General features: G+C 59.7%; 14 protein-coding genes and 1 pseudogene. 6 read left to right on the top strand and 9 right to left on the bottom strand.

The features are described from left to right. From ACILSR_RS21645 to ACILSR_RS21620, 6 genes and pseudogenes are all read right to left on the bottom strand, one after another. Window positions 1-671: pseudogene (locus ACILSR_RS21645) on the bottom strand (hypothetical protein); the annotation flags it as partial. Between the two features lie 79 nt (window positions 672-750). Continuing rightward, a complete protein-coding gene (locus ACILSR_RS21640; RefSeq protein WP_395751881.1) occupies window positions 751-1,227 on the bottom strand; it encodes an ExbD/TolR family protein in 477 nt (158 codons plus the stop codon). Between the two features lie 12 nt (window positions 1,228-1,239). Further along, entirely contained in the window at window positions 1,240-1,668 is a 429-nt protein-coding gene (locus tag ACILSR_RS21635) for an ExbD/TolR family protein (RefSeq protein WP_395751880.1), read from the bottom strand. 50 nt (window positions 1,669-1,718) lie between these two features. Then, entirely contained in the window at window positions 1,719-2,552 is an 834-nt protein-coding gene (locus ACILSR_RS21630) for a MotA/TolQ/ExbB proton channel family protein (RefSeq protein ID WP_395751879.1), read from the bottom strand. Between the two features lie 35 nt (window positions 2,553-2,587). Next, window positions 2,588-3,532, bottom strand: coding sequence for a tol-pal system YbgF family protein (locus tag ACILSR_RS21625; protein WP_395751878.1), 945 nt, complete (start codon window positions 3,530-3,532; stop codon window positions 2,588-2,590). Between the two features lie 4 nt (window positions 3,533-3,536). Beyond that, window positions 3,537-6,437, bottom strand: a complete 2,901-nt coding sequence (locus tag ACILSR_RS21620) for a tetratricopeptide repeat protein (protein WP_395751877.1) — start codon at window positions 6,435-6,437, stop codon at window positions 3,537-3,539. A gap of 277 nt (window positions 6,438-6,714) precedes the next feature. Between ACILSR_RS21620 and ACILSR_RS21615 the strand changes: the two genes are divergently transcribed. The 3 genes from ACILSR_RS21615 (at window position 6,715) to ACILSR_RS21605 (ending at window position 9,724) form a co-directional block, all read left to right on the top strand. Beyond that, complete coding sequence (locus ACILSR_RS21615) at window positions 6,715-7,494, top strand: ABC transporter ATP-binding protein (RefSeq protein WP_395751876.1); 780 nt, start codon at window positions 6,715-6,717, stop codon at window positions 7,492-7,494. Between the two features lie 19 nt (window positions 7,495-7,513). Continuing rightward, window positions 7,514-8,620, top strand: a complete 1,107-nt coding sequence (locus tag ACILSR_RS21610; RefSeq protein WP_395751875.1) for a sialidase family protein — start codon at window positions 7,514-7,516, stop codon at window positions 8,618-8,620. Window positions 8,621-8,713: 93 nt separating this feature from the next. Further along, complete coding sequence (locus ACILSR_RS21605; RefSeq protein ID WP_395751874.1) at window positions 8,714-9,724, top strand: carbohydrate kinase family protein; 1,011 nt, start codon at window positions 8,714-8,716, stop codon at window positions 9,722-9,724. Between the two features lie 23 nt (window positions 9,725-9,747). Here the strand turns inward: ACILSR_RS21605 and ACILSR_RS21600 are convergent, their stop codons facing one another. Then, on the bottom strand, window positions 9,748-11,142 hold the full coding sequence (locus tag ACILSR_RS21600; RefSeq protein WP_395751873.1) for a hypothetical protein: 1,395 nt from the start codon (window positions 11,140-11,142) through the stop codon (window positions 9,748-9,750). Window positions 11,143-11,312: 170 nt separating this feature from the next. On the opposite strand from ACILSR_RS21600, the gene ACILSR_RS21595 reads away from it, so the two are divergent. Beyond that, entirely contained in the window at window positions 11,313-13,337 is a 2,025-nt protein-coding gene (locus ACILSR_RS21595) for an acetylxylan esterase (RefSeq protein ID WP_395751872.1), read from the top strand. 7 nt (window positions 13,338-13,344) lie between these two features. On the opposite strand, the gene ACILSR_RS21590 is transcribed toward ACILSR_RS21595, so the two are convergent. Beyond that, on the bottom strand, window positions 13,345-15,228 hold the full coding sequence (locus ACILSR_RS21590) for an alpha/beta hydrolase family protein (RefSeq protein ID WP_395751871.1): 1,884 nt from the start codon (window positions 15,226-15,228) through the stop codon (window positions 13,345-13,347). A gap of 120 nt (window positions 15,229-15,348) precedes the next feature. Next, window positions 15,349-16,959, bottom strand: a complete 1,611-nt coding sequence (serA, locus tag ACILSR_RS21585; RefSeq protein WP_395751870.1) for a phosphoglycerate dehydrogenase — start codon at window positions 16,957-16,959, stop codon at window positions 15,349-15,351. A 135-nt stretch (window positions 16,960-17,094) separates the two neighbouring features. On the opposite strand from serA, the gene ACILSR_RS21580 reads away from it, so the two are divergent. Together ACILSR_RS21580 and ACILSR_RS21575 are read left to right on the top strand one after the other, a co-directional pair. Continuing rightward, entirely contained in the window at window positions 17,095-18,381 is a 1,287-nt protein-coding gene (locus tag ACILSR_RS21580; RefSeq protein ID WP_395751869.1) for a hypothetical protein, read from the top strand. A gap of 72 nt (window positions 18,382-18,453) precedes the next feature. Further along, on the top strand, window positions 18,454-19,683 hold the full coding sequence (locus ACILSR_RS21575; RefSeq protein ID WP_395751868.1) for a PQQ-binding-like beta-propeller repeat protein: 1,230 nt from the start codon (window positions 18,454-18,456) through the stop codon (window positions 19,681-19,683). Window positions 19,684-19,710 lie beyond the last annotated feature (27 nt).

Here is a 19,710-nt window from a genome sequence, read left to right as displayed (position 1 = left end):
AGACCAGCGTGCACGAGGATACTCAGAAGCAGGGAGCTGGCACCGGCCTTGCGCCACATCTGCACGAACTTGTTGGGCGGCGGCCCCACTTCGATGTGGGTGAGCGCCGGGGGATGGTAAACCTCTCCCTCGTGGTGCTCCACCACTGACGCTTCTGCTTCATCGGTGGGAGCGAGGACCGCTGCAGCAATCGGCGCGCTAGGCGCCGGCATCACAGGTGTGGCTCCTGAAGGAGCAGGCATGGCGGGTGACACGGCAGCCGGCACCGGCATGGCCACGGGCACTGCGGCGCTGGCAGGTTTGGCGGGCGCGGGAACCGCACCTGCGGAAGGCGCGGGCGGCGGCATCATCGCCGGCATGGGCATCGTCGGAACGTACCCTGGCGGATAACCCGGCATCTGTGGCGGGTAGCCCTGCGGCATGGGATAACCCTGCGGATAACCCGGCATCTGAGGCGGGTAGCCCTGTGGCATGGGATACCCCTGCGGATATCCAGGCATCTGCGGCGGGTAGCCCTGTGGCATGGGATAGCCTTGGGGATATCCAGGCATCTGCGGCGGGTAGCCCGGTGGCGGCACATAGCCTGGTGGCAATGGCTGCGTGGCACCGGGATGCGCTGGCTGCTGAGGATTTTGCGGATTTTGCGGGCTACCTGGCTGCGAGGGATTCATGGGCGAGAGTACTCTACAAGATAACACCACGAAACAGCCGTTCCGTTTATTGGGTGGAACCTATCAAAAAAGTCAGAAATCAGAATCCAGGGTCGCTACCCACGGTGAACGTCACGTTGGCGACTTTGGCCACGGCCAAAGCATTGAGCACATCGATGACCCTCTCGTAGGTGGCCTGTTCTTCCGCCTGAATGGTCACGATCACCTTGGCCTGGCGGTTGTCAGCCTCCTGCTTGAGACGCTTGAGAGTGTCTGTGAAAGTAGGGAGCTTCTTGTCCGGACGGCCCGTGTCGAATTCTTCGTCATTGAGGGTCACAGCGCCGGACTCTTCCACGCCAACGGTGATCTCATCCGGAAGTTCCTGGGGGGCGTCCGCGCTGGGAGGGGCAAGTCCTGGAAGCTGGCTCTTGAGCTCGCGTTCCACTTTGACCGAACCCACCATCACCATGAAGAAAAGCATGATGACGAACACCACGTCGATCATGGGCGCAATCTGAAAGCCGACAGCAAGCTGTTCCTGTTCGATTTCACGGGGCTTTTTGGTGCCATGGGACATGTTACTGAATAATTAGGGTTTGTTCAGGGCGGAGAAGGAGATGTCATCAATGCCCGCCTGGGCAACGACGCTCATCACACGCTGGATTTCGATGGCGGGCAGACGCTTGTCCCCCCGGATCACCACACGATACTTGGCGTTGGACTCCTTGCGGCCACGCAGTTTCTCAACCAGCGGCTCCGTATTTTCGTAAGTGTTGTTTTCGAAGAGAATGAGAGCCTTGCCGTTGGTCCAGCGAACATTGATCGCGGCCTCGTTCATGACATTCTTTTCCTTCTTTTTGGCATCTTCAGCGACCGGGAGCTGGATCTCCTTGTCGATGCTCAACACCTGCGCCGAGGTGATGCTCATGAAGAAAATGAGCAACACCAAGAGCACGTCAATCATCGGAGCGATTTGAAACTCCGGTTCGCCGTCACCACCGCCGCCGCCGCCGCCCATATTGTTAGAAGGTCAAGGGTTGATAAGAAGGGAAAAGAATGCCGCCGAAATCATGCCGCTGCTGCAGCGCCTTCACCAGCCACCCAGTTTGGAATGGCGGCGTAGAACTCTTCTTCGCCGACGTGTGCGTCCTTGAGGTGAGAGTAGGGCATCTTGCGGAAGAGGGAGGTGCAGATTTCCTGCAGACCGCTCATGGAAACCTGAAGACGATTGCGCAGGAAATAGAAGAACATGAAGGCAGGCACAGCGATGAAGAGACCTGAAGCCGTGGCGATGAGCACCTCACCGATAGCTCCGGAAAGCTTGGCGGGGTCCCCTGCACCGCTGGTCTTCAGGGTGGCGAACGCGCTCATCATCCCGGTCACCGTGCCGGTGAGACCGATCATGGGGGTGCAAACCCCGATAACGGAAAGGTAGTTGATGCGGGTCTGGATGGAGGCATTGGCCTTGTTCAGTTCCGAGAACAGGGCGCCTTCAGTCGCATCATGCCCATCACCCAGGAAGCTGAGAGCCACACGGGTGGTGTTGGTAAAGGCAGAAGGGCTGCCTTTGCAGAACTGGTACGCGCCAACGTAGTCACCGGCACGGAACAGATCCTGAACCTGTGCAACCTGGGCAGGAGGGGCCATCTTCTTGATGCCGGTCCGCATCCAGAGGTCCACCGTCAGCCAGACGAGAGCGATGGAGCAGGCGGTGATGGGATACATCACCCAGCCACCTTCGATGAAGCGGTCGATCAGCGAATGCGTCGCAGGTTCGCCGCCGGCAGCGCCTTCGGCAGGCGCAGGCTCCTGAGCAAAAAGGTTGAACGAGGTGAATACACCGAGGGCCAGCAGGACGCAAAGGAACGCGCGGGCAGGGCCGTTGGAGATATGGCGGGTCATGGTGGTGGCAGTGTTGGTTTGCATTGGGAGATTGTTCAGGCTTTGGGTTTTGTCTCAGTGGCTTTGGCGGGTTCACCTTCCTTGGGCTTGGCATCGCCTTCTGCGGCGGCTTCCTCGTCCACATTTTTCATTCCGGCAATCGCGGCTTTTTCCTTTGTTGCGGTATCGGCCACCGTGGAGCCGGGATAAGATTCGATGATGCGGGCCAGGAACGCGTTGGCGTCCTCATAGCGCTTCATTTTGACCAGTGTCTTGGCCGCATTGAGCTCTGCTTCTGGAACGCGCTGCATCTGGGTGCCGTAGAAAACGGGGATGCGCAGGTAGGCCAGCAGGGCCTTCTCCCACTCCTTTTTCCGGGTATGAACGTCGGCAATGATGGCCCAAAGAGAAGCGCAGATGGCTGAATCGTCGGTTTCCTTCAAAATACCCTGCGCCTCCACAATGACGCCCATGTAGTCACTGCTGGTCTGGCGTTCAATATCGAGCTGAATGATGCGGAGGCGCATCTTTTGGGCGTCACTGAGTTTCAGGGCGCGCAGGGCGGGCAGAGACTTCACCACATCATCAAACTTTCCGCCTTGATTCAAAGCCTCAATGTAGGCGAAATAGATGTCCACATACCAGTTGCCTTCGATGCCTTCGAAGTGCTCAAAGAAATCGCGGCCCTTCTTCAGCACAGCGATGGCATCGTCAGTCTTACCCTTGGCCAGCAGATCGGCGGACTCGGTCAACTCAGCGGGATAGGGCCATTCGAGCGATTCGATGTTCTTCTTGTCCAGAACACTGGTGGCTTTGTTCTCACCGATCTGAATGGTGCGGACGATCTTGCCATCCGGCTGGATGGAGAACTCGGAGGAAAAGACGCGGTTGCCGTCCTTGAGCACAATGGCCTGGCCAAAGGCGGAGCTGGCTGCGACAAAAGCGAAGGCGAGAATAAAACGGGCGAACGAGCGCATGGAGGTCGTGGTGTGGGTTCGCATGAAATTACAGGGTGCCAAGCAGCTTTTCTGCTTCTTTCATTTCGGGTTGCCCCTCAAGATCTTTGCGGGCGAGCATTTCCTCGAGGGTCTTCTTGGCCTCTTCCTTCTTGCTGAGGGCGATAAAGGATTTCGAGCACAGCAGGTAGGCCTTGGCCATTTCATCTTTCCACTTTTGGTGAGCGATGAACACGCGCTGGAAATAGGCGATGGATGCCTCATGCTTGCCTTGTGCCGCCTCGATCTCACCGAGCATGCGCAGGGCGTTGGCGGTGGCATGGCCGCGCCACTCCTTGGTGTTGGCGATCTGCTCAAAGATCTTCTTCGCTTCATCATACTTCTTGAGCTTGAAGAGCGTTTTGGCTTCCCCTTGAGTGGCATCCAGCACACGAGAACTGCCGGGGTAGTCGGACAGGGCAGCGCGGAACAGTTCCAGCGCCTTGTCGTACTCGCCTTTTTCGAAGGCGATTTCGCCCTTGCCCACGGCTGCACCATCGGCGTACTCGCTGTCCTTGAAGAGTTCGTTCAGGCGCGTGTAGCAGGCTTCGGCCTTGGTTAGGTCGCCCTTCTTGCGGGCACTGTCACCCACGGTGGCCAGAAGCATCGGACTGAGATCGTCAGGCTTTGCCACCTCGATGATGATGTTGAAATACTTCTCCGCCTTGTCGGGAAGCTTCATGGTCTTGGCCAGCCAGGTCTTGGCAAACAGAATGCGCATCTGCGCCGTGCCATTCATGGCGGCCTGTGGAGGGGAAAGAAGTTCTTCCAGCTGCTTTTCCACTTCCTCAAAGGTCTGCTCAGGAGCAGGAGGCGGCGCTGCGGCACCCTCGGCTGGCTTGGTGCCGTCTGCCGGTTTCGCGCCATCGGTGGGAGCCGGGGCTGGGGCAGCGGCTGCGGTGGCACGACGGCGCTTCGGAGCGCTGATGGTCACCAACTGCTGAATCAGACCTTCCACCTGCTGATTGGCGACATTTGGAATACGGGTCTTGATGTGCTCCGCCAGCAATTTCTTGGCATCCTCCACCTTTCCATCTTTGATCAGAGCACGGCTGATCCAGAGAATGGCCTTGAGCGAGAGATCTTCATTGTCCTTGTGGGTGTTGTAGTAGCGCTGCCATACTTCGGCCAGCTCCTTCCACTTGTTTGCGCCTACATACAGGTCGGTGAGCTGGTCGAGGGCATAGGTCAGCACGTCATCGGTCTTGGCCTTGTCCACGGCAGCGGCAAAATGAACCATTGCATTCTCATAGTCAGCCCGCTGATTGTAGATGTCGCCCAGAAGAGCGTGAACCTGACCGATATTTTGGTCGTTCGGAGCATCCTTGATGATGCTCAGGAGCTCGGCTTCCGCATTCTTCTTGTCTCCGCCCTGGAAATCAATGAAAGCCAGACGGTAGCGCGCATCCACCACATATTGCCCCTTGGGATTATCCTTGATGTAAGTCTTGAGCGCCTTCGTCACACTCTTATAGTCGTTCTGATAGAAATACGTCAGGGCAATTCGATACTGGACATCGTCTTTGTAAATCGTTTGCGGGTAATTCTGCAGCAGAGCCTCGTAATTCTGACGGCATTCATCAAAGCTCTGCAGTTCGAAAAGAATGCTGCCAATCACAAAGCTCAGACGTTCCTTGTCCGCCTTGGGCGCACGCATGGCATCTTTCAAGGCGATGATCGCTTCCTTTGATTTTTTGTTCTGATAAAGGATCATGCCCTTCATCATCCCTACTTCTCCAACCATTTCGCTGTCTGGAAACAGATCAACAAATTCCGTGCACTCCTTGCCAACTTGCTCAATGCGCTTGAGAGCTGCGTTGACAGTAATCAAGCCGTAGAGGCACTTGTCGCGCTGAGGGAATTGCTTGTATTCATTGACGATGACTTCAAAGGCTAGGATGGCCTGCCACAGACGGGAGGGGTCTCCGGCGCCATCCTCTCTGGGCGCACCCATTTCGTAATAACAGCGCCCCAGTCGATAGTAGAGAGACGCATCGTAGTCCGTGCGCTTCTCGATCTCCGCCATGATCTCGCGGTTGGCCTTGAGCTTCGTTTCGATCTCATCCTTGCGCACGCCCTTGGCGGTTTTGAGCTGGCCTTCCAGCTTTGCAATCTGATCAGCCTGGATGCGTGAAATCTCAGCCTTTTTGCGCACGAGCTGGTAGGCGCCGAGGGCCTCCTTGTAGGCCTTCTTTTCCATCATCTCATCGCCGAGCTTGAGATAGATGTTGTTCATCTGGGCGATGCTGTCCCCGCCGGAGGCAAAGTTGCGGACCTTGTCCATCAGGGCGGTGGCTTCATCGAGCTTGCCTGTGGCCACGTAGATGTTGGCAGCAAGCATGGCCGCCTGGATGGATTCAGCGCTGCGGATGCCGCCTTCGATCACATTGGTGAGGATCTTCAGCGCCTCGTCCTGCTTGCCCTGCTTGTTGAGCGTGTCAGCAATGATGAGACCGGCCTCGGCCTTTTTCTCCGGAGAGTTGCGCACCACATCCGTCAGGACTTCGATCCCTTTGTCCTCCTGTTTGCTGGCAATGTAGGAGCGGCCGAGAGCCATGCGCACATCGATGATCGCGCCACCGGTCGGGAACTCCTTCACGTAGGCCTCCAGAGCCTCGATCGCCTTCGGATAGTCGTTGAGATTGTAATAGCACGCGCCTTCGGTGAAGAGAATGCTTTCGAAGGGCTTGTTGTTCAGATTTTTCTTGGCAATGGCGAGCTTGGCCAGGGCCTCCTGATACTTGGCTTCGGCAAACAGGGCGCCGGCCGCATTGACCAATGCCTCGGTTTCTTGCTGAATGTTTAATGCTCCTGGAGCGGCAGGGGCTGCGGGTGCCGCAGGAGGCGGGGCCTGGGAAAATGCAGGCGAGGAAGCGGCCAGAGCCAAGGCGGCGCAGAAAATAGGTCTCATGGTTTGCAGGGTGCTTTCCATCTCAGTACGAAGGGCATTGAAACGACGAACACGCGCATGCCTAGGCTGGCGCGAAACATCGATCATGGTTGGGCAGTGAGATTGGTCTGCTGGGAAGACGGACATTTTTCAGAATACAGATATGAGATTAGCAGGATGGTCATTTTTGTCACGGGAGAAAAATCAAAAGGACAAAATCTGCCCGCGTTGAGCGCCGAAGCGTACAAAACCACTCCCCATTCGACTTTTCGCGTTCGTTATTCAAGAGTCTTTACTCATGTCCAACCCTGTTCTCGAAGTCACTGATCTCACCTTCCGCCGCGGCCGTCCCATCCTCAAAGGAATCTCCTGGCGGGTGGAGGCCGGCCAGCACTGGTGCATCCTCGGCCCCAACGGCTGCGGCAAAACCTCGCTGATCAACCTCATCACTGGCTACGACAGTGCCACGGGCGGCACCTTGCGCATCGGCGAGAGCGTTTTTGGCGATGATGACTGGCGGGAGGTCCGCCGCCGCGTGGGCCTAGTCACCAATACGCTTTCGACCTATTTGGAAAGCAGTGAACCCGTAATCGACGTCATTTCCAGCGGGCGCGAGGCCAAGCTAAACCTCATCGAGATCCCACCACCCGCCGTGCGGAGGGAAGCAGCCCGGTTGCTCAAGCAGGTGGGGTGCTCCTACCTGCGGGAGGCTTTGTGGGGACCTCTGTCCCAGGGGGAGAAGCAAAAGGTGCTGATCTGCCGCGCGCTCATGGCCAAGTTTCAGGTGCTGATCCTGGACGAACCCTGCGCGGGGCTGGACCCCGTGGCGCGGGAGCACTACCTGCAATGGATGCAGTCCCTCGCGGTCCAGCCGAAGTCCCCTTCCCTCGTCATGGTGACACATCACGTGGAAGAGATCCTGCCCAGCATCACTCACTGCCTGCTGCTGAAGGACGGGCGGGTGCATGCGTCGGGAACTAAGGATGAGGTGCTCCATAGCGCCCATCTCAGCGAGATTTATGGGGCGCCCTTGAAGTTAAGCCGCCACGGCGAGCGTTATTCGCTCCGTCTCGCCTGAGTTTAACCAAGTTCCGACCATGAAAAAAAGCATCCTTGCCCTGCTGCTGCTGCCAGTTTTTGCTCGAGGGACGGAGGTCCTGCTCGAACGCGTGCCAGAGGGAGGCGTGCAGCCCCAGATCGTCGCCACGCGGGAAGGCACGCTGCATCTTGTTTATCTAAAAGGTGCGCCTCAGGGCGGCGACGTGCGCTATGTCAGCAAAAAGGCCGGCACCTCCGAGTGGAGCACTCCGCGCACGATCAACAGCACTCCCGGCAGCGCAGTGGCCATGGGGACCATCCGTGGAGCGCAGATCGCGGTGGGGAAAGACGACTCTGTGCACGTGGTGTGGAACGGCCCCGGGGGCAAAAACCAGCCCTCGCCCCTCCTTTACAGCCGTTCGTTAAATCGGGGCGCCACGTTTGAAAAACAGCGGGACCTGAAGTCGGACACTCAGGGACTGGACGGCGGGGCCTCCATCGCGGCTAGCGCCAAAGGCGAGGTCTTTGTGGTGTGGCACGGGGCGCCCGCGGGTGCGGCACCCGGCGAAATCAACCGCAGGGTCTTTGTCCTCAAATCGACCGACAACGGCGCGAACTTCTCAAGGCCGCAGATTGCCAATGAGGACGATCCCGGAGTGTGCGCGTGCTGCTCTCTCAAAACCTTCGTCACCCCCGGCGGGGAGCTGCTGACACTGTACCGCGCCGCGCGCACCATGGGGCAGCGAGACATCACCCTCATGACCTCCACCGACGGCGGGGCCAGCTTTCAGCATCGGAATGTCGGACCATGGGCCATCAATATGTGCCCGATGAGCAGCGCCAGCGTCGTTGCTGCCGGAGCCAAGACGCGTGCGGCCTGGGAGGCTGAAGGCAGGATTTACACTGCTCTGCTGGACGCCACCTCTGGGGCACTCGCCGTCTCGGAGGACAAATCCCGCCATCCCGCGCTCGCAGTGAATGCTGCCGGTGAAACTCTGGTCAGCTGGAGCATCGGCACTGGCTGGCAGAAAGGCGGCCAACTTGCCTGGGTGGTGCTGGACGCGGCGGGAAAACCGACCACGAACCGAGGTGTCAAAGCGGGCGTGCCAGTCTGGGGTTTCAGCACCGCTTATGCGGAAGGAAATCATTTTGTGATCTTGTATTGAAAAGAATGCAGGCCCTTCTGGCAGACGTTTTCAGCTCTTCCCACCATCTGTCGTGACGCTGCCTTGACCTCCTGACCGCCGCCCTCATCTCCTATGACGACACGCACAGGGATCCTTGCCGGTGGCAATTTCATCATCGATCACGTCAAGCTGATCGATGCCTGGCCGGAGCAGGACATGCTGGCCTTTATCCAGAGCGAGACGTCTTCCAATGGGGGCGGGCCATACAATGTTCTCAAAGATCTTGCCGCGATGCAGTGTGGTTATCCGCTGGCTGCTGCGGGTCTTGTCGGCACGGATTTGAATGGAGAATGGATCAGGCGCGACTGCGAGGCGGCGGGCATCGACATCACGCAGTTGCATCAGACAGACCGCGCTCCGACGAGCTACACAGACGCCATGACGGTCAGCGGCAGCGGCAGACGCACGTTCTTTCATCAACGGGGTGCCAATGCGCTGCTGGGCGAGGAGCACTTTGATTTCAGCCGCACACAGGCGAAGATTTTCCACCTCGGTTACCTGATGCTCCTCACCGAAATGGACAGGCTGCTCGACGACGGTCGCACGGTCGCGAGCCGTGTGCTGGAGGCTGCGCAGGCGGCGGGCCTTCTCACCAGCGTGGATCTGGTCAGTTCCTCCTATCCCCAGTTTCGGCAGATCACGGCAGCCGCCCTGCCCTTCACCGATTTCCTCATCCTCAATGAGATCGAAGCGGGCAGCGCCACGGGCCTGGATCTGCGCGGCGGTCCGGTGGACCTTGGGCGTTTGCAGGACGCTGCGGACATCCTGCTTCAAGGAGGTGTCAGACGCGAGGTGGTCATCCACTTTGAAACGGGAGCCTTCGTCGCGGAGAGAAGGGGCGGCGTCCACTTTCATTCCTCGCTGAATCTTCCGCGCGGATTCATTGTGGGAGCTACCGGGGCGGGAGATGCCTTTGCAGCAGGGTATCTGCACGGCACACATGAGGAATGGTCCATCCCCGAGCGCCTGAAACTCGCCATGTGCTCCGCGGCGATGTGCCTGAGGCACGCAACGCCATCGCAGGGATTGCGCCCGGTGGCAGAATGTCTGCGCCTTGCGGACGATTTGGGATTCCGTCAGTGAGCAAGCCGGCCGGCCGGATGGCGTCACTTCACGACCTGCATGTCGAGGTACTCTTTGAGCATGTTAAAAAGGCCGTTGAGCTGGGAGATGTCCCTCCGAGTGCCCATGCCGGGAGAGAGTTGGGCAAATTCTGCAGGAATGGCGGCCAGGAGGGGTTCGCGAAGAGGTTCACTTGCATCCTTGGCCGTCAGCACATCCAGCATGCAGAGCATGCTGTCCTGGGGAAATTCGGTGAGCGCGCGTCGAAGGTCCAGATCTTTGTAGGACAGCTTGTTCTGGTTCAGCTTGTCTGCCAGGAAGCTTGAGGCCAGGGCAGGATCGTGGTACTTCATCCACCCTGCCCGTTTCACAGCCATCATGTCCATGGTGCGTGCTTTGCCAGCATTGATCATCAAACCGGCCAGCAGATTGACGGCCCACAGATCATTCGAGTCCGGCTCAAAGGAGCGCATGCGCAGCTCTTTTTCAAAGCGGGACAGAAGCGTGGGCACATCTGCCAGGCGGTATTTGACGGCCAGATTGATGAGGCGCTCCGCCACACGAGCGCTGACGGGCAGCCTGCCCTTGTCACCGATGAGCCAGCCGCCGGCATCGAGTTCTTTCTTTACCCATTCGGCGTTCACCTCTTCCAGATAGGTTCTGGCGTACAAATTCAGCTCGGCCAGGCGCTGCGGCTCGCCTGCCAGCAGCTTTTTGGCCATCGCCAGGTCCCGTTCCAGGAAGGCCTTGTTCACACTGGCGTTCCACCAGTCCTGGTCCCACACGGCGGATAGCGCGACGAGATCCTCCAATTTGGCGGTCTGCCCCTCCCTCACAGCCTTGAGGAGGTCGGCTCGGCGCCGGAGAGGACTTGCCGGGCCATGCACTTCGAAGATGCCGTAACCGATGCCAGTGCTGTTGTCTTCAGGGCCGGCCTTTTGCCAGCACTCCAGAGCCTCTTCGCCTTTTCTGAATCTTGCCAGGCATTCCGCCCTCATCGCATTCGCCAGAAACAGCTCGGGCTCCTTGGCGAGAAACCACTTGTACCGGATCTCCGCCTCTGTGAATTTGCCGGCGCGGTGCAGGCTCTTCGCCAGCGCCAGATTGGTCTCGGGTTCGTCAGGGAGCAGGTCGTTGGCACGGCGATAGTATTCCAGCGACTTCACGTCATCGAGGCGGAATAAAAACTCGCCCAGCACCATGCAGTCCGCGGCGGTCAGTTTGGCGTCCGGAACCGCCTTGATGAAAACCTGCAGGGCCTCATCGAGCTTGTCGTCCATCACCAGCGTTTCCGCCGCAATAGGCGCAAACTTGTAATGAGTCTTTCTGGCTTCGCTGACCGCGGCTGTGAAATCACCGGCGGTGAGACTGGCCGCGGCGCCAGCCAAGGCCATGGCAAAAGCAAAGCGCCGAAGGGACGGGGCAAAGTGCGAAGTCATGCCGAACAATAGCTGACAAATGGAACGCCATGTCAACTTCCGTCAAACCCGCCTGAAGCGTGCATGCGTAAAATTCGGCTCGTTTTACTGCTGCTTGAATATTCGCCGTCGGCTGATCAACCTGCCGCCCTCGCACCGTAGCTCTTCCCCTTCTCTCTTCACCCAACCCGATGAATCTCAAACTGACTCTCCTCGCCCTCGCGCTTGCTTCCACCATGGCCAGCGCTGAAGACAGCCGCCTGCAGCCGCCCAAGGATCTGAACGGCTATTTCCCCTTCAATCCGCCCTCCTCCCTCAGCGAGTGGGACGCGCGCAAGGAGAGCGTGCGGAGGCAGATTCTGGTTGCCGAGGGATTGTGGCCCATGCCCACGAAGACACCGCTGAACGCCGTCGTGCATGGAAAAGTCGAGGGAGACGGCTTCACCGTGGAGAAAGTTTATTTTGAGAGCGCGCCCGGTTTTTACGTGACCGGCAGTCTGTGGAAGCCAAAGGAGATCAAGGGCAAGGTGCCGGGGGTGCTGTTTGCCCACGGACACTGGAAGGACGCCCGGCTCTCCCTGGAAACGGACGCCAAGCTGCGCGCCGAGATCGCCGCGGGTGGCGAACGCTTTGAGCGCGGCGGCAAAAGCATCTTCCAGTCCCTTTGCGTTCAACTCGCACGCATGGGCTGCATCGTCTGGCAGTGGGACATGCTGAGCGACTCGGACTCGGTGCAGATCCCGCGCGAAGTCGTGCACACCTTTGCCAAGCAGCGGCCGGAGATGAACACCACGGCAAACTGGGGCCTCTTCAGCCCGCAGGCGGAGGCGCACCTGCAGTCCATCATGGGCCTGCAGACCTGGAACGCTGTGCGCGGCCTCGACTTCCTGCTCTCGCTGCCAGAGGTGGATCCGGAACGCACCGCCATCACCGGCGCGAGCGGCGGCGGCACGCAGACGATGCTGCTGGCAGCCATCGATGACCGCATCAAGCTCTCCTTCCCCTGCGTCATGGTCAGCACCGCCATGCAGGGCGGCTGCACCTGCGAAAACACCTCCCTGCTGCGCATCGGCACGGGAAATGTGGAGTTCGCGGGACTCTTCGCACCCAAGCCGCAGGGCATGAACACCGCCAACGACTGGACCAAGGAAATGGCCACGAAGGGCTTCCCGGATTTACAGAAGCTGTACACGACCTTCGGAAAAAAAGACAACGTCTTCCTCCTGCGCGGCGAGCACTTCCCGCACAACTACAACGCCGTCACCCGCTCCGCGTTTTACACCTTCGTCAACAAGCACTTCAAGCTGGGCTTCCCCTCTCCGGTGATCGAGACCGACTACGAGCCGCTCACCAGAGAGCAGCTCACGGTGTGGGACGACAAGCACCCCGCCCCCAAAGCCGCCGATCCCGAATTTGAACGCAAACTGCTCGCCTACCTGACCAGCGATGCCGAGAAGCAGCTGAGCAAGGCTGAACCCAAGGTGCTGCAGCAGGGTTTGGAGACCGTCATCGGCCGCAGCTACGACAAGGCTGGCGAAGTCGAGTGGACCCTGAAGGACAAGCAGGACCAGGGCGACCACCTGGCCATGAGCGGCACGCTGACCAACAAGACCTATCAGGAAGAACTGGCCGTCTCCTGGCTCTATCCCAAGCAGTGGAGTGGACGTGTGGTCATCTGGCTGGATGACGCAGGCAAGTCTGGAATCTCCGGCAGCAAGGAAGTGAAGGAACTCGTCGCAGGCGGCACCGCCGTGCTGGGAGTAGATCTGCTCTTTCAAGGAGGCGCGGAAGGAAAACAGAACCGTGTGGTGGCCAATCCCCGTGAGTTTGCCGGATACACCTACGGTTACAATAACGCCCTCTACGCTCAGCGTGTGCATGACGTGCTGACTCTGACCACCTTCCTTCGCAACACCAAGGTCGGCAGCCATCCAAGTCCGAAGACGGTTTGCCTCGCCGCCTTTGGAGAACAGACCGGCCCCATCGCCGCTGCCGCACGCGCCCTCGCCGGCAGCGCCATTGACCGCGCAGCCATTGACACCCACGGCTTCCGCTTCGGCAAGCTGCTGGACTATCGCGACCCCATGTTCCTGCCCGGTGGTGCCAAATACCAGGACCTGCCCGGCATGCTCTCCCTTCAGGCCAGCCTGCCGCAATGGGTGAAAGGAGAAGGCAAAGAACCCAAGGGCTCTTCGGTGAAGTGGCTGATGGAATAACCCAGCATCAGATCCATGCCACTCGGACAAGCTCAGGAGCCGGGCCGCTCCAAGTCGCGGGCTGTGCCTCGGCATCTCCTTTCTGCACAAAGCGGGCGCAGATGCCGAGCTGATCGATCTCAGCCCAGCTCTGCGGAGGAACGCCTTCACGTGAAGTGAAATCCTTCAGTGTGAGAATCACTGTCTGCGCCTCTTCCGCACCCACGATTTCCTGCCTGCAAACATAGGTTTTCCGCGGACCGCGGTAGCTGCGCCACTCGTTTTCCTCCAGCACAAACGCCATCCCGTTATTCTTGGGCATTTTCAGCGTGATGCCCAGTTTTGCCCCATCGGGTCCGCGCCAGAGCGGATCGGTAACTTTCCGTGTCCACATCTGCTGATGCACCTTGTTTCCTTGATTGAGCACATACCAGTCGCGCAGACCGTGGCTGAAGTCGTCAATCACGCGGCTGGCCTGCGCTTTGAGTGGCACCTGAGCCTTGCGCAATTCATCAGCACTCCGGCTGTGCAACAGGGTGCTGATGCACACCGCCGTTACTGGCGAGCCATAGCCGCCCAGCGCCGAGAGAGAGACGGGCTGCGGAAGAGTGAAATAGACATTGGCAAACGCATGCAGTGCGGTGTCGAGCGTGTGCAAAGGCAGTGCCGCCGTGAAGCTTCCGCCAGACAGAGCATTCACCTCCGCGCTTCGCCAGAAGCGGGCGCGAGGATCGTCATCGGTTGAATAGAATATTTCGCAGCGCTCCACCGGCCACGGATGCGCAGCCGGCCACACCTGCAGGCTCGGCCCAGTTGTGAGGATGAGCTGACTCTTCGGTGTATCCGGCAGAGGCGTGCCTCCTTTGAGATGCTGGTCAAACCACAGCGGCATGGTGGCGGCCACCGCCGGGGTCAGCCGATGATTCAGGTGCGTAGCCCAGCTATACCGCGTCGGCTGCGGAATGAGCGCATTGGTTCGATACACATCATCCATCCAGCCATGAAAATCATTCGTGCCGCTGCGGTGGAGCACCGGGCAGCCGATGAGTGGTGCATAACTTTCAAAGCTAAGCGTCTTCCGAAACACCTCCACATTCCCCTTCACCACATCCTGCGGACTCGCCTTGAATCCGCCAAAGACGTGCTCCTGCCAGCGCCAGCCCTGACCGCCCACCCCAGGCACCGCCGCCTTCACCCGCGCATCGGTTCCCGCCACATACATGGTCAGGTTTCCACCCATGGAGTAGCCGTGCACGCCCAGACGCTCACCATCCGCCTCAGGTTGCTGTTCCAGGAAAGTCAGCCCACGACGGCAGCCAAGTGCCAGAAGATACCAGTTGTTATTTTTCGGGTGCTCCCGGTCTTCATACAACTGCTTTGGCCCTGGAAGCATGGAGCTGTAGCCTGGCACATTGAGTTGAGAGGGATCCACCCCTCCCCAGTCAGTGTTGGGATCGCCGGGCTCCGCTTTTTCACAGGCATTAAACGGTGGTTTGCCCGTTCCGTTGCCGCCCCAGTTGACCGAAAGCGCCGCATATCCGCGGGAAGCCAGCAGCTTCACCTCCGCGACAGAACCGCGTTGCCCGCCTCCGTGGATGTGCATGACGGCAGGAATCTTCCCGCCTGTCTGCTGCGGAAAGCCATACACCGCCGCCATATGCGCCTTCTTCCCTTTGAAGGTTCCGATGAGGTAACGGACATGCCGAAGCACCACGCCATCCTCCGACCACTCTCGAATGACCTCGGCCTCCAGCGGATCTTTGCGCGGATCAAAGTCCGCCCACAGCTCCGCCACCGACTGCGGCACAGCAGCATCCTCCGCACTCGCTGGCCCCATCAAAACCGGCAGAGCAGCTGTGGCGCTGGAAATAAGAAAACGACGGCGGCTGGAGATCGAGTCTGCGGTGTTCATGATCGAAGGACTTGCACTCTTACGCAGCAGATTGCCCTGCCTCACCAAAAAACAAGGGGCCGCTGATGGGCCCCTTGCTGTGGATTGTGTTGCTTTGCAGGACTTGCCTTTCGCGGAGGACTAAACCTCCACGCAATGCACCTTGCTGATGCCTTGGAGCTTCTCCAGTTCGGCGATGACTTCCGCGCCCGGGGTGGAGTCGAGCGTGAGGAGGGTCAGCGCCTTGCCAGACTCCTTGTCGCGGCTCAGGCTCATGTCGGCGATGTTCACCTGGTTCTTGCCCAGCGTGGTGCTGTAGGCGGAGATCATGCCGGGGCGGTCGATGTTTTCGATGAAGAGCAAGGTTCCCTGCGGACGGGCCTCGATGCGATGACCGTTCACACGCACGATGCGCGGCTCTCCGGCGAAGAAGGTGCCGGCGATGCTGGCAGACTCGCCACCGTCATTTTTCGCCACGACCTCGATCAGGTCGGTAAATTCGCTCGGCTCGGTCAGGCGGCTTTCGGTGAAGCGCAGCCCGAGGTTTTCGGCCACACCGTTGGCGTTGATATAGTTCACCTGCTCCGCACCCACCGCGCGCTCCAGGAAGCCCTTGAGCACGGCACGGGAGATGAGTGTGGTGTCGCCACTGCCGACCTTGCCGCTGTAGTTGATGCGGACCACATTGGCACGCGCCGGAGCAAACTGGGAGACGAGACGGCCGAGGAGTTCGCCAAACTTGAGGAAGGGACCGATCTCGGACAGAACCTTGGGGTCCACGTTCGGCATGTTCACCGCATTGACCACAGTCCCCTGCAGCAGGTGCGCCTTGATCACTTCGGCGATTTCGATGCCCACGTTTTCCTGGGCTTCCTCCGTGGAGGCGCCGAGGTGCGGGGTGAAGACGGTGTTCGGAGCGCTCAGCAGCGGGTAGTCGGCGGGCGGGGGTTCCACTTCAAAGACGTCCAACGCGGCACCGGCGATGGTGCCGTCCGTCAGGGCCTGGGCCAGCGCGGCGTCGTCGATGAGACCACCACGGGCGCAGTTGATGATGCGGCAGCTCTTCTTCAGCGTGGCGAGACGCTTGGCATTGATCATGTGCTTCGTCTCAGCCGTCAGCGGCATGTGCATGGTGATGTAGTCCGCCTGCACGATCGCGGCGTCCAGATCCTCACAAAGTGTCACACCGAGGCTCTCGGCGCGGTTCTTCGAAAGGTAGGGATCATAGGCCACCACGCTCATGCCAAAGGCCTGGGCACGCTTGGCAAATTCCGCACCGATGCGGCCCATGCCGAGCACAACGAGGGTCTTGCCATAGACTTCAGTGCCCTTGAACTTGGCGCGGTCCCACTTGCCGCCAACGATTGTGGCGTGCGCCTGAGGCGTTTTGCGGGAGAGGGCCATCATGAGGGTGAAGGCCTGCTCGGCGGTGGAAATGGTGTTGCCTCCGGGGGTGTTCATCACCACCACGCCACGCTTGGATGCCACCGGCACGTCGATGTTGTCCACGCCTACACCGGCACGGCCCACCACCTTGAGGTTCGGAGCGGCATCGATCACCTTGGCGGTCACCTTGGCACCGCTGCGGACGATGATGGCATGGGCATTGCGGGAGGCTTCGATCATCGCGTCCTCGGCCTTGAGATTCATGTTAACCTCGACGGAGAAAGACGGCTCCGCTTTGAGCAGGTCGATGCCTTTGCTCGAAATGGGGTCGTTGTTGCCGGCGATGAGGATGTTGAACTTGGACATGGGGTTGGTTTTGGGGAAAGGGGGCGCAGACTAGCCACCTTTGTCGTGCGCTCAAGGAGCAATGCGTGCTGGACAGAACACAGAGGGAGCGTTCATATAGTGGGTATGTTTGCAGGAATCACGTCTGCCCATGCCATGCTGGCCTTGACCGGCCCTATTTCCCCAGAAATCATTGCTGCCGTGGGCGCAGCCGTCTGCCTGCCCCCGCTGATTTTGTGGCTGGTCATGAGCTCCAAGCTGAAACGGCAGGCGGGCGAATCCGCAGCTATACTGGAAAAGCTGCGCGCAGAGTCCGACGCAGCGCTGCAGGCCGTGCAAGCCAGGGCGGCCGCCGATGCGGCTGAGCATGCCCGGGCCAGCGCAACCGCAGCCGCCAGCCTGGCGGACCTGCAGCAGCGTTTCAGCACCCACCGCGAGGTCTCCGAGCGCCGGGCCAATGACGCCTCCCAGCAGATCACCCGCTTGGAGGCAGAGCTGGCGTCCACCCGTGAGATCGCCGCCCAGTTGGGACCCACGCAGTCGCGCATCAAAGATCTCGAAACAGCGCTTGTCGCGGAACAGGGCCGGGTGAAGGCTCAGGAACAGGCCATCGAAGCCACGAACGCCCGCGCCGCTGACTTCGAAAAACGCATGCTCGATGCCAAGGAAATGGTGCTCAAGCACAAGATGGAGATGCAGGAGACGGCCGTTGAGCTGAAGAAGATCCGGGACGAGCAGGCCGCCTACGCCGCAGCCGGCGGACCCGAAGCCGAACTCGCAAAGGCACGCGAGGCCGCCCAGCAGGCCGAGACGAAAGTCGCGAACCTCCAGCGCGCCCTCAAAGCCGCCGAGGCCCGCACGGAAATGGTGCAGAAGGAATTCATGAACGCCGTGGGCCTCGCCACCGCCCCTACTCCGGGCGCCCCATCGGCTACGAGCGACAAAAAACTGCGCGAGTTGGAGGAAAAACTCACGCATGTGGAGGCTGAATCACGCAAACGTGCGCGTGAAGACGGCTACAAGATTGCCGAACTCGAATACCGCCTCAGCGAGGCCCTCGAAACGGCCAAAACAGCCAAAGCGGCTCTGGCCAGCCCGGGACTGCCTTCCACCCTTGCTCCAGTTTCCCCCTCTTCTGAACCCGCCGCACCTCCGGAGGCTGCAGTGCCCCCTGCCCCTGTCGCTGAAGCAAACTCTCCCGGTTCTCCAGAAGAACTGCCTCCGGCCGAATCCGTGCTCGCCTCCCCTACGGCCGACCTCCACTCCCAGGAACCTCCGCAAGGGGAGCCAGCGGCTCCACAGTCACCAGCGCCCGCATCACCTGCCGCGGAACCCACTTTGCTTGATCCGCTGCCGCAGGTCACTGAATCGCTCCCTTCCCCCAATGCCCTTGGCGCGGAATCGCCCCTGCCTGGGAGTTCAGAACTCGCGCCTCTTTCCTAGCTTCACACATCTTCCCGATTGTTTGGCCGGTTTGGGTAATTTTTCGCCTCTCACTCACGTTTCCAACTCTTCATGAAACTCACTTTTGCTCTCCTCACGCTTCTATCGTCCTCAGCACTTTCCGCCGCAGATTGGTCCCGTTTCCGTGGACCCAATGGCACGGGCGTCGCTGAAACCACCGGCCTGCCTTCGGTCGTGGACGAAAGCACCACTCTCTGGAAAGTGGAGGCAGGCAAAGGCTGGTCGTCTCCCGTGCTTTGGAAGGACGAAGTCATCGTCACCGCTGAAACCGGCCCAAACCACCGAGCGGTTATCTGTTTCTCCGCCAAAGATGGCAAAGTGATGTGGAAACACGATGAGGAGTTTGTCCCTCATAACATCCACAAGACCTACAACACCTTTGCCAGCAGCTCCGCCTTCGTGGATGCCGAGCGCATTTACATCAACTGGAGCAGCGGCACCAATATTCAGGCCCTCGCACTCGATCACACGGGCAAGCTCGTCTGGCGCAATGATCACGTGGCAGATTACATCCACGAACACGGCACCGGCATCTCGCCGATCGTTGTTGATGGCCTCATGATTGTGCGCAGCGAGTTCGACTGGCAGCGCGACGGCAAAATTTACACCGAAGTTCCCGAGCAGCAGAAATGGACGAGCTGCATTGTGGCGCTTGACGCCAAAACCGGCAAGCAGGCCTGGAAGCTGGACATCCCAAACTGCCTCAACACCTTCTCCACCCCGGTGGTGCATGAGTTGAAGGGCGGGAAAAAGGAGATCATCTGCGCGGACACCGGCAGCGGCGTCATGGGCATTGATCTCAAGTCCGGCAAGATCAACTGGCAGCACAATCCCGGCTACAAGCAGCGCAGCCTCGGCTCAGGCGTGCTGAAAGATGACTTCTATTTCTGCACCTTCGGCACCGGCGGCGGCGTCAAGGAGATCGCCGCCCTCGACCTCAAGAGTGGCAAACCGGTCGCAGTGCCCTTCGATATTCCCAAAGGCCTCCCTTACGTCCCTTCCCCGCTGGTCATCGGAAACGACATGTATCTTCTCGGCGACGGCGGCATCCTTCGCTGCGTCGAGTTCAAGACCGGCAAAATCATCTATGAAGAGCGTGTCGAAGGCACCGCGGGCGGCGATCTCATCGTGATCAAGGCAGGTCAGAAGTTCGAGAAGCTCGGTGCCAGCAAGCTGGATGGCCCGGTCAATTCGGTGCCCGCCATCGGAGACAAACGCATCTACGTGCGCACCGCGACTTCGCTCTACTGCATCGGGGCGAAGGGCCAGCCGGTGCCGTGAACCTTTGAATAGCTCCGGCTGAGAGAG

It is taken from the genome of Prosthecobacter sp., from assembly GCF_044222565.1.
Classification (GTDB): Bacteria; Verrucomicrobiota; Verrucomicrobiia; order Verrucomicrobiales; family Verrucomicrobiaceae; genus Prosthecobacter.
This window is presented reverse-complemented; position numbering and strand designations above follow the sequence as displayed.

Excerpts from the sequence above, each read along its gene's own strand:
- ACILSR_RS21640 (WP_395751881.1), bottom strand. The coding sequence starts at position 1,227 with ATGTCCCATGGCACCAAAAAGCCCCGTGAAATCGAACAGGAACAGCTT.
- ACILSR_RS21635 (WP_395751880.1), bottom strand. The coding sequence starts at position 1,668 with ATGGGCGGCGGCGGCGGCGGTGGTGACGGCGAACCGGAGTTTCAAATC.
- ACILSR_RS21630 (WP_395751879.1), bottom strand. The coding sequence starts at position 2,552 with ATGACCCGCCATATCTCCAACGGCCCTGCCCGCGCGTTCCTTTGCGTC.
- ACILSR_RS21625 (WP_395751878.1), bottom strand. The coding sequence starts at position 3,532 with ATGCGAACCCACACCACGACCTCCATGCGCTCGTTCGCCCGTTTTATT.
- ACILSR_RS21620 (WP_395751877.1), bottom strand. The coding sequence starts at position 6,437 with ATGAGACCTATTTTCTGCGCCGCCTTGGCTCTGGCCGCTTCCTCGCCT.
- ACILSR_RS21615 (WP_395751876.1), top strand. The coding sequence starts at position 6,715 with ATGTCCAACCCTGTTCTCGAAGTCACTGATCTCACCTTCCGCCGCGGC.
- ACILSR_RS21610 (WP_395751875.1), top strand. The coding sequence starts at position 7,514 with ATGAAAAAAAGCATCCTTGCCCTGCTGCTGCTGCCAGTTTTTGCTCGA.
- ACILSR_RS21605 (WP_395751874.1), top strand. The coding sequence starts at position 8,714 with ATGACGACACGCACAGGGATCCTTGCCGGTGGCAATTTCATCATCGAT.
- ACILSR_RS21600 (WP_395751873.1), bottom strand. The coding sequence starts at position 11,142 with ATGACTTCGCACTTTGCCCCGTCCCTTCGGCGCTTTGCTTTTGCCATG.
- ACILSR_RS21595 (WP_395751872.1), top strand. The coding sequence starts at position 11,313 with ATGAATCTCAAACTGACTCTCCTCGCCCTCGCGCTTGCTTCCACCATG.
- ACILSR_RS21590 (WP_395751871.1), bottom strand. The coding sequence starts at position 15,228 with ATGAACACCGCAGACTCGATCTCCAGCCGCCGTCGTTTTCTTATTTCC.
- serA (WP_395751870.1), bottom strand. The coding sequence starts at position 16,959 with ATGTCCAAGTTCAACATCCTCATCGCCGGCAACAACGACCCCATTTCG.
- ACILSR_RS21580 (WP_395751869.1), top strand. The coding sequence starts at position 17,095 with ATGCTGGCCTTGACCGGCCCTATTTCCCCAGAAATCATTGCTGCCGTG.
- ACILSR_RS21575 (WP_395751868.1), top strand. The coding sequence starts at position 18,454 with ATGAAACTCACTTTTGCTCTCCTCACGCTTCTATCGTCCTCAGCACTT.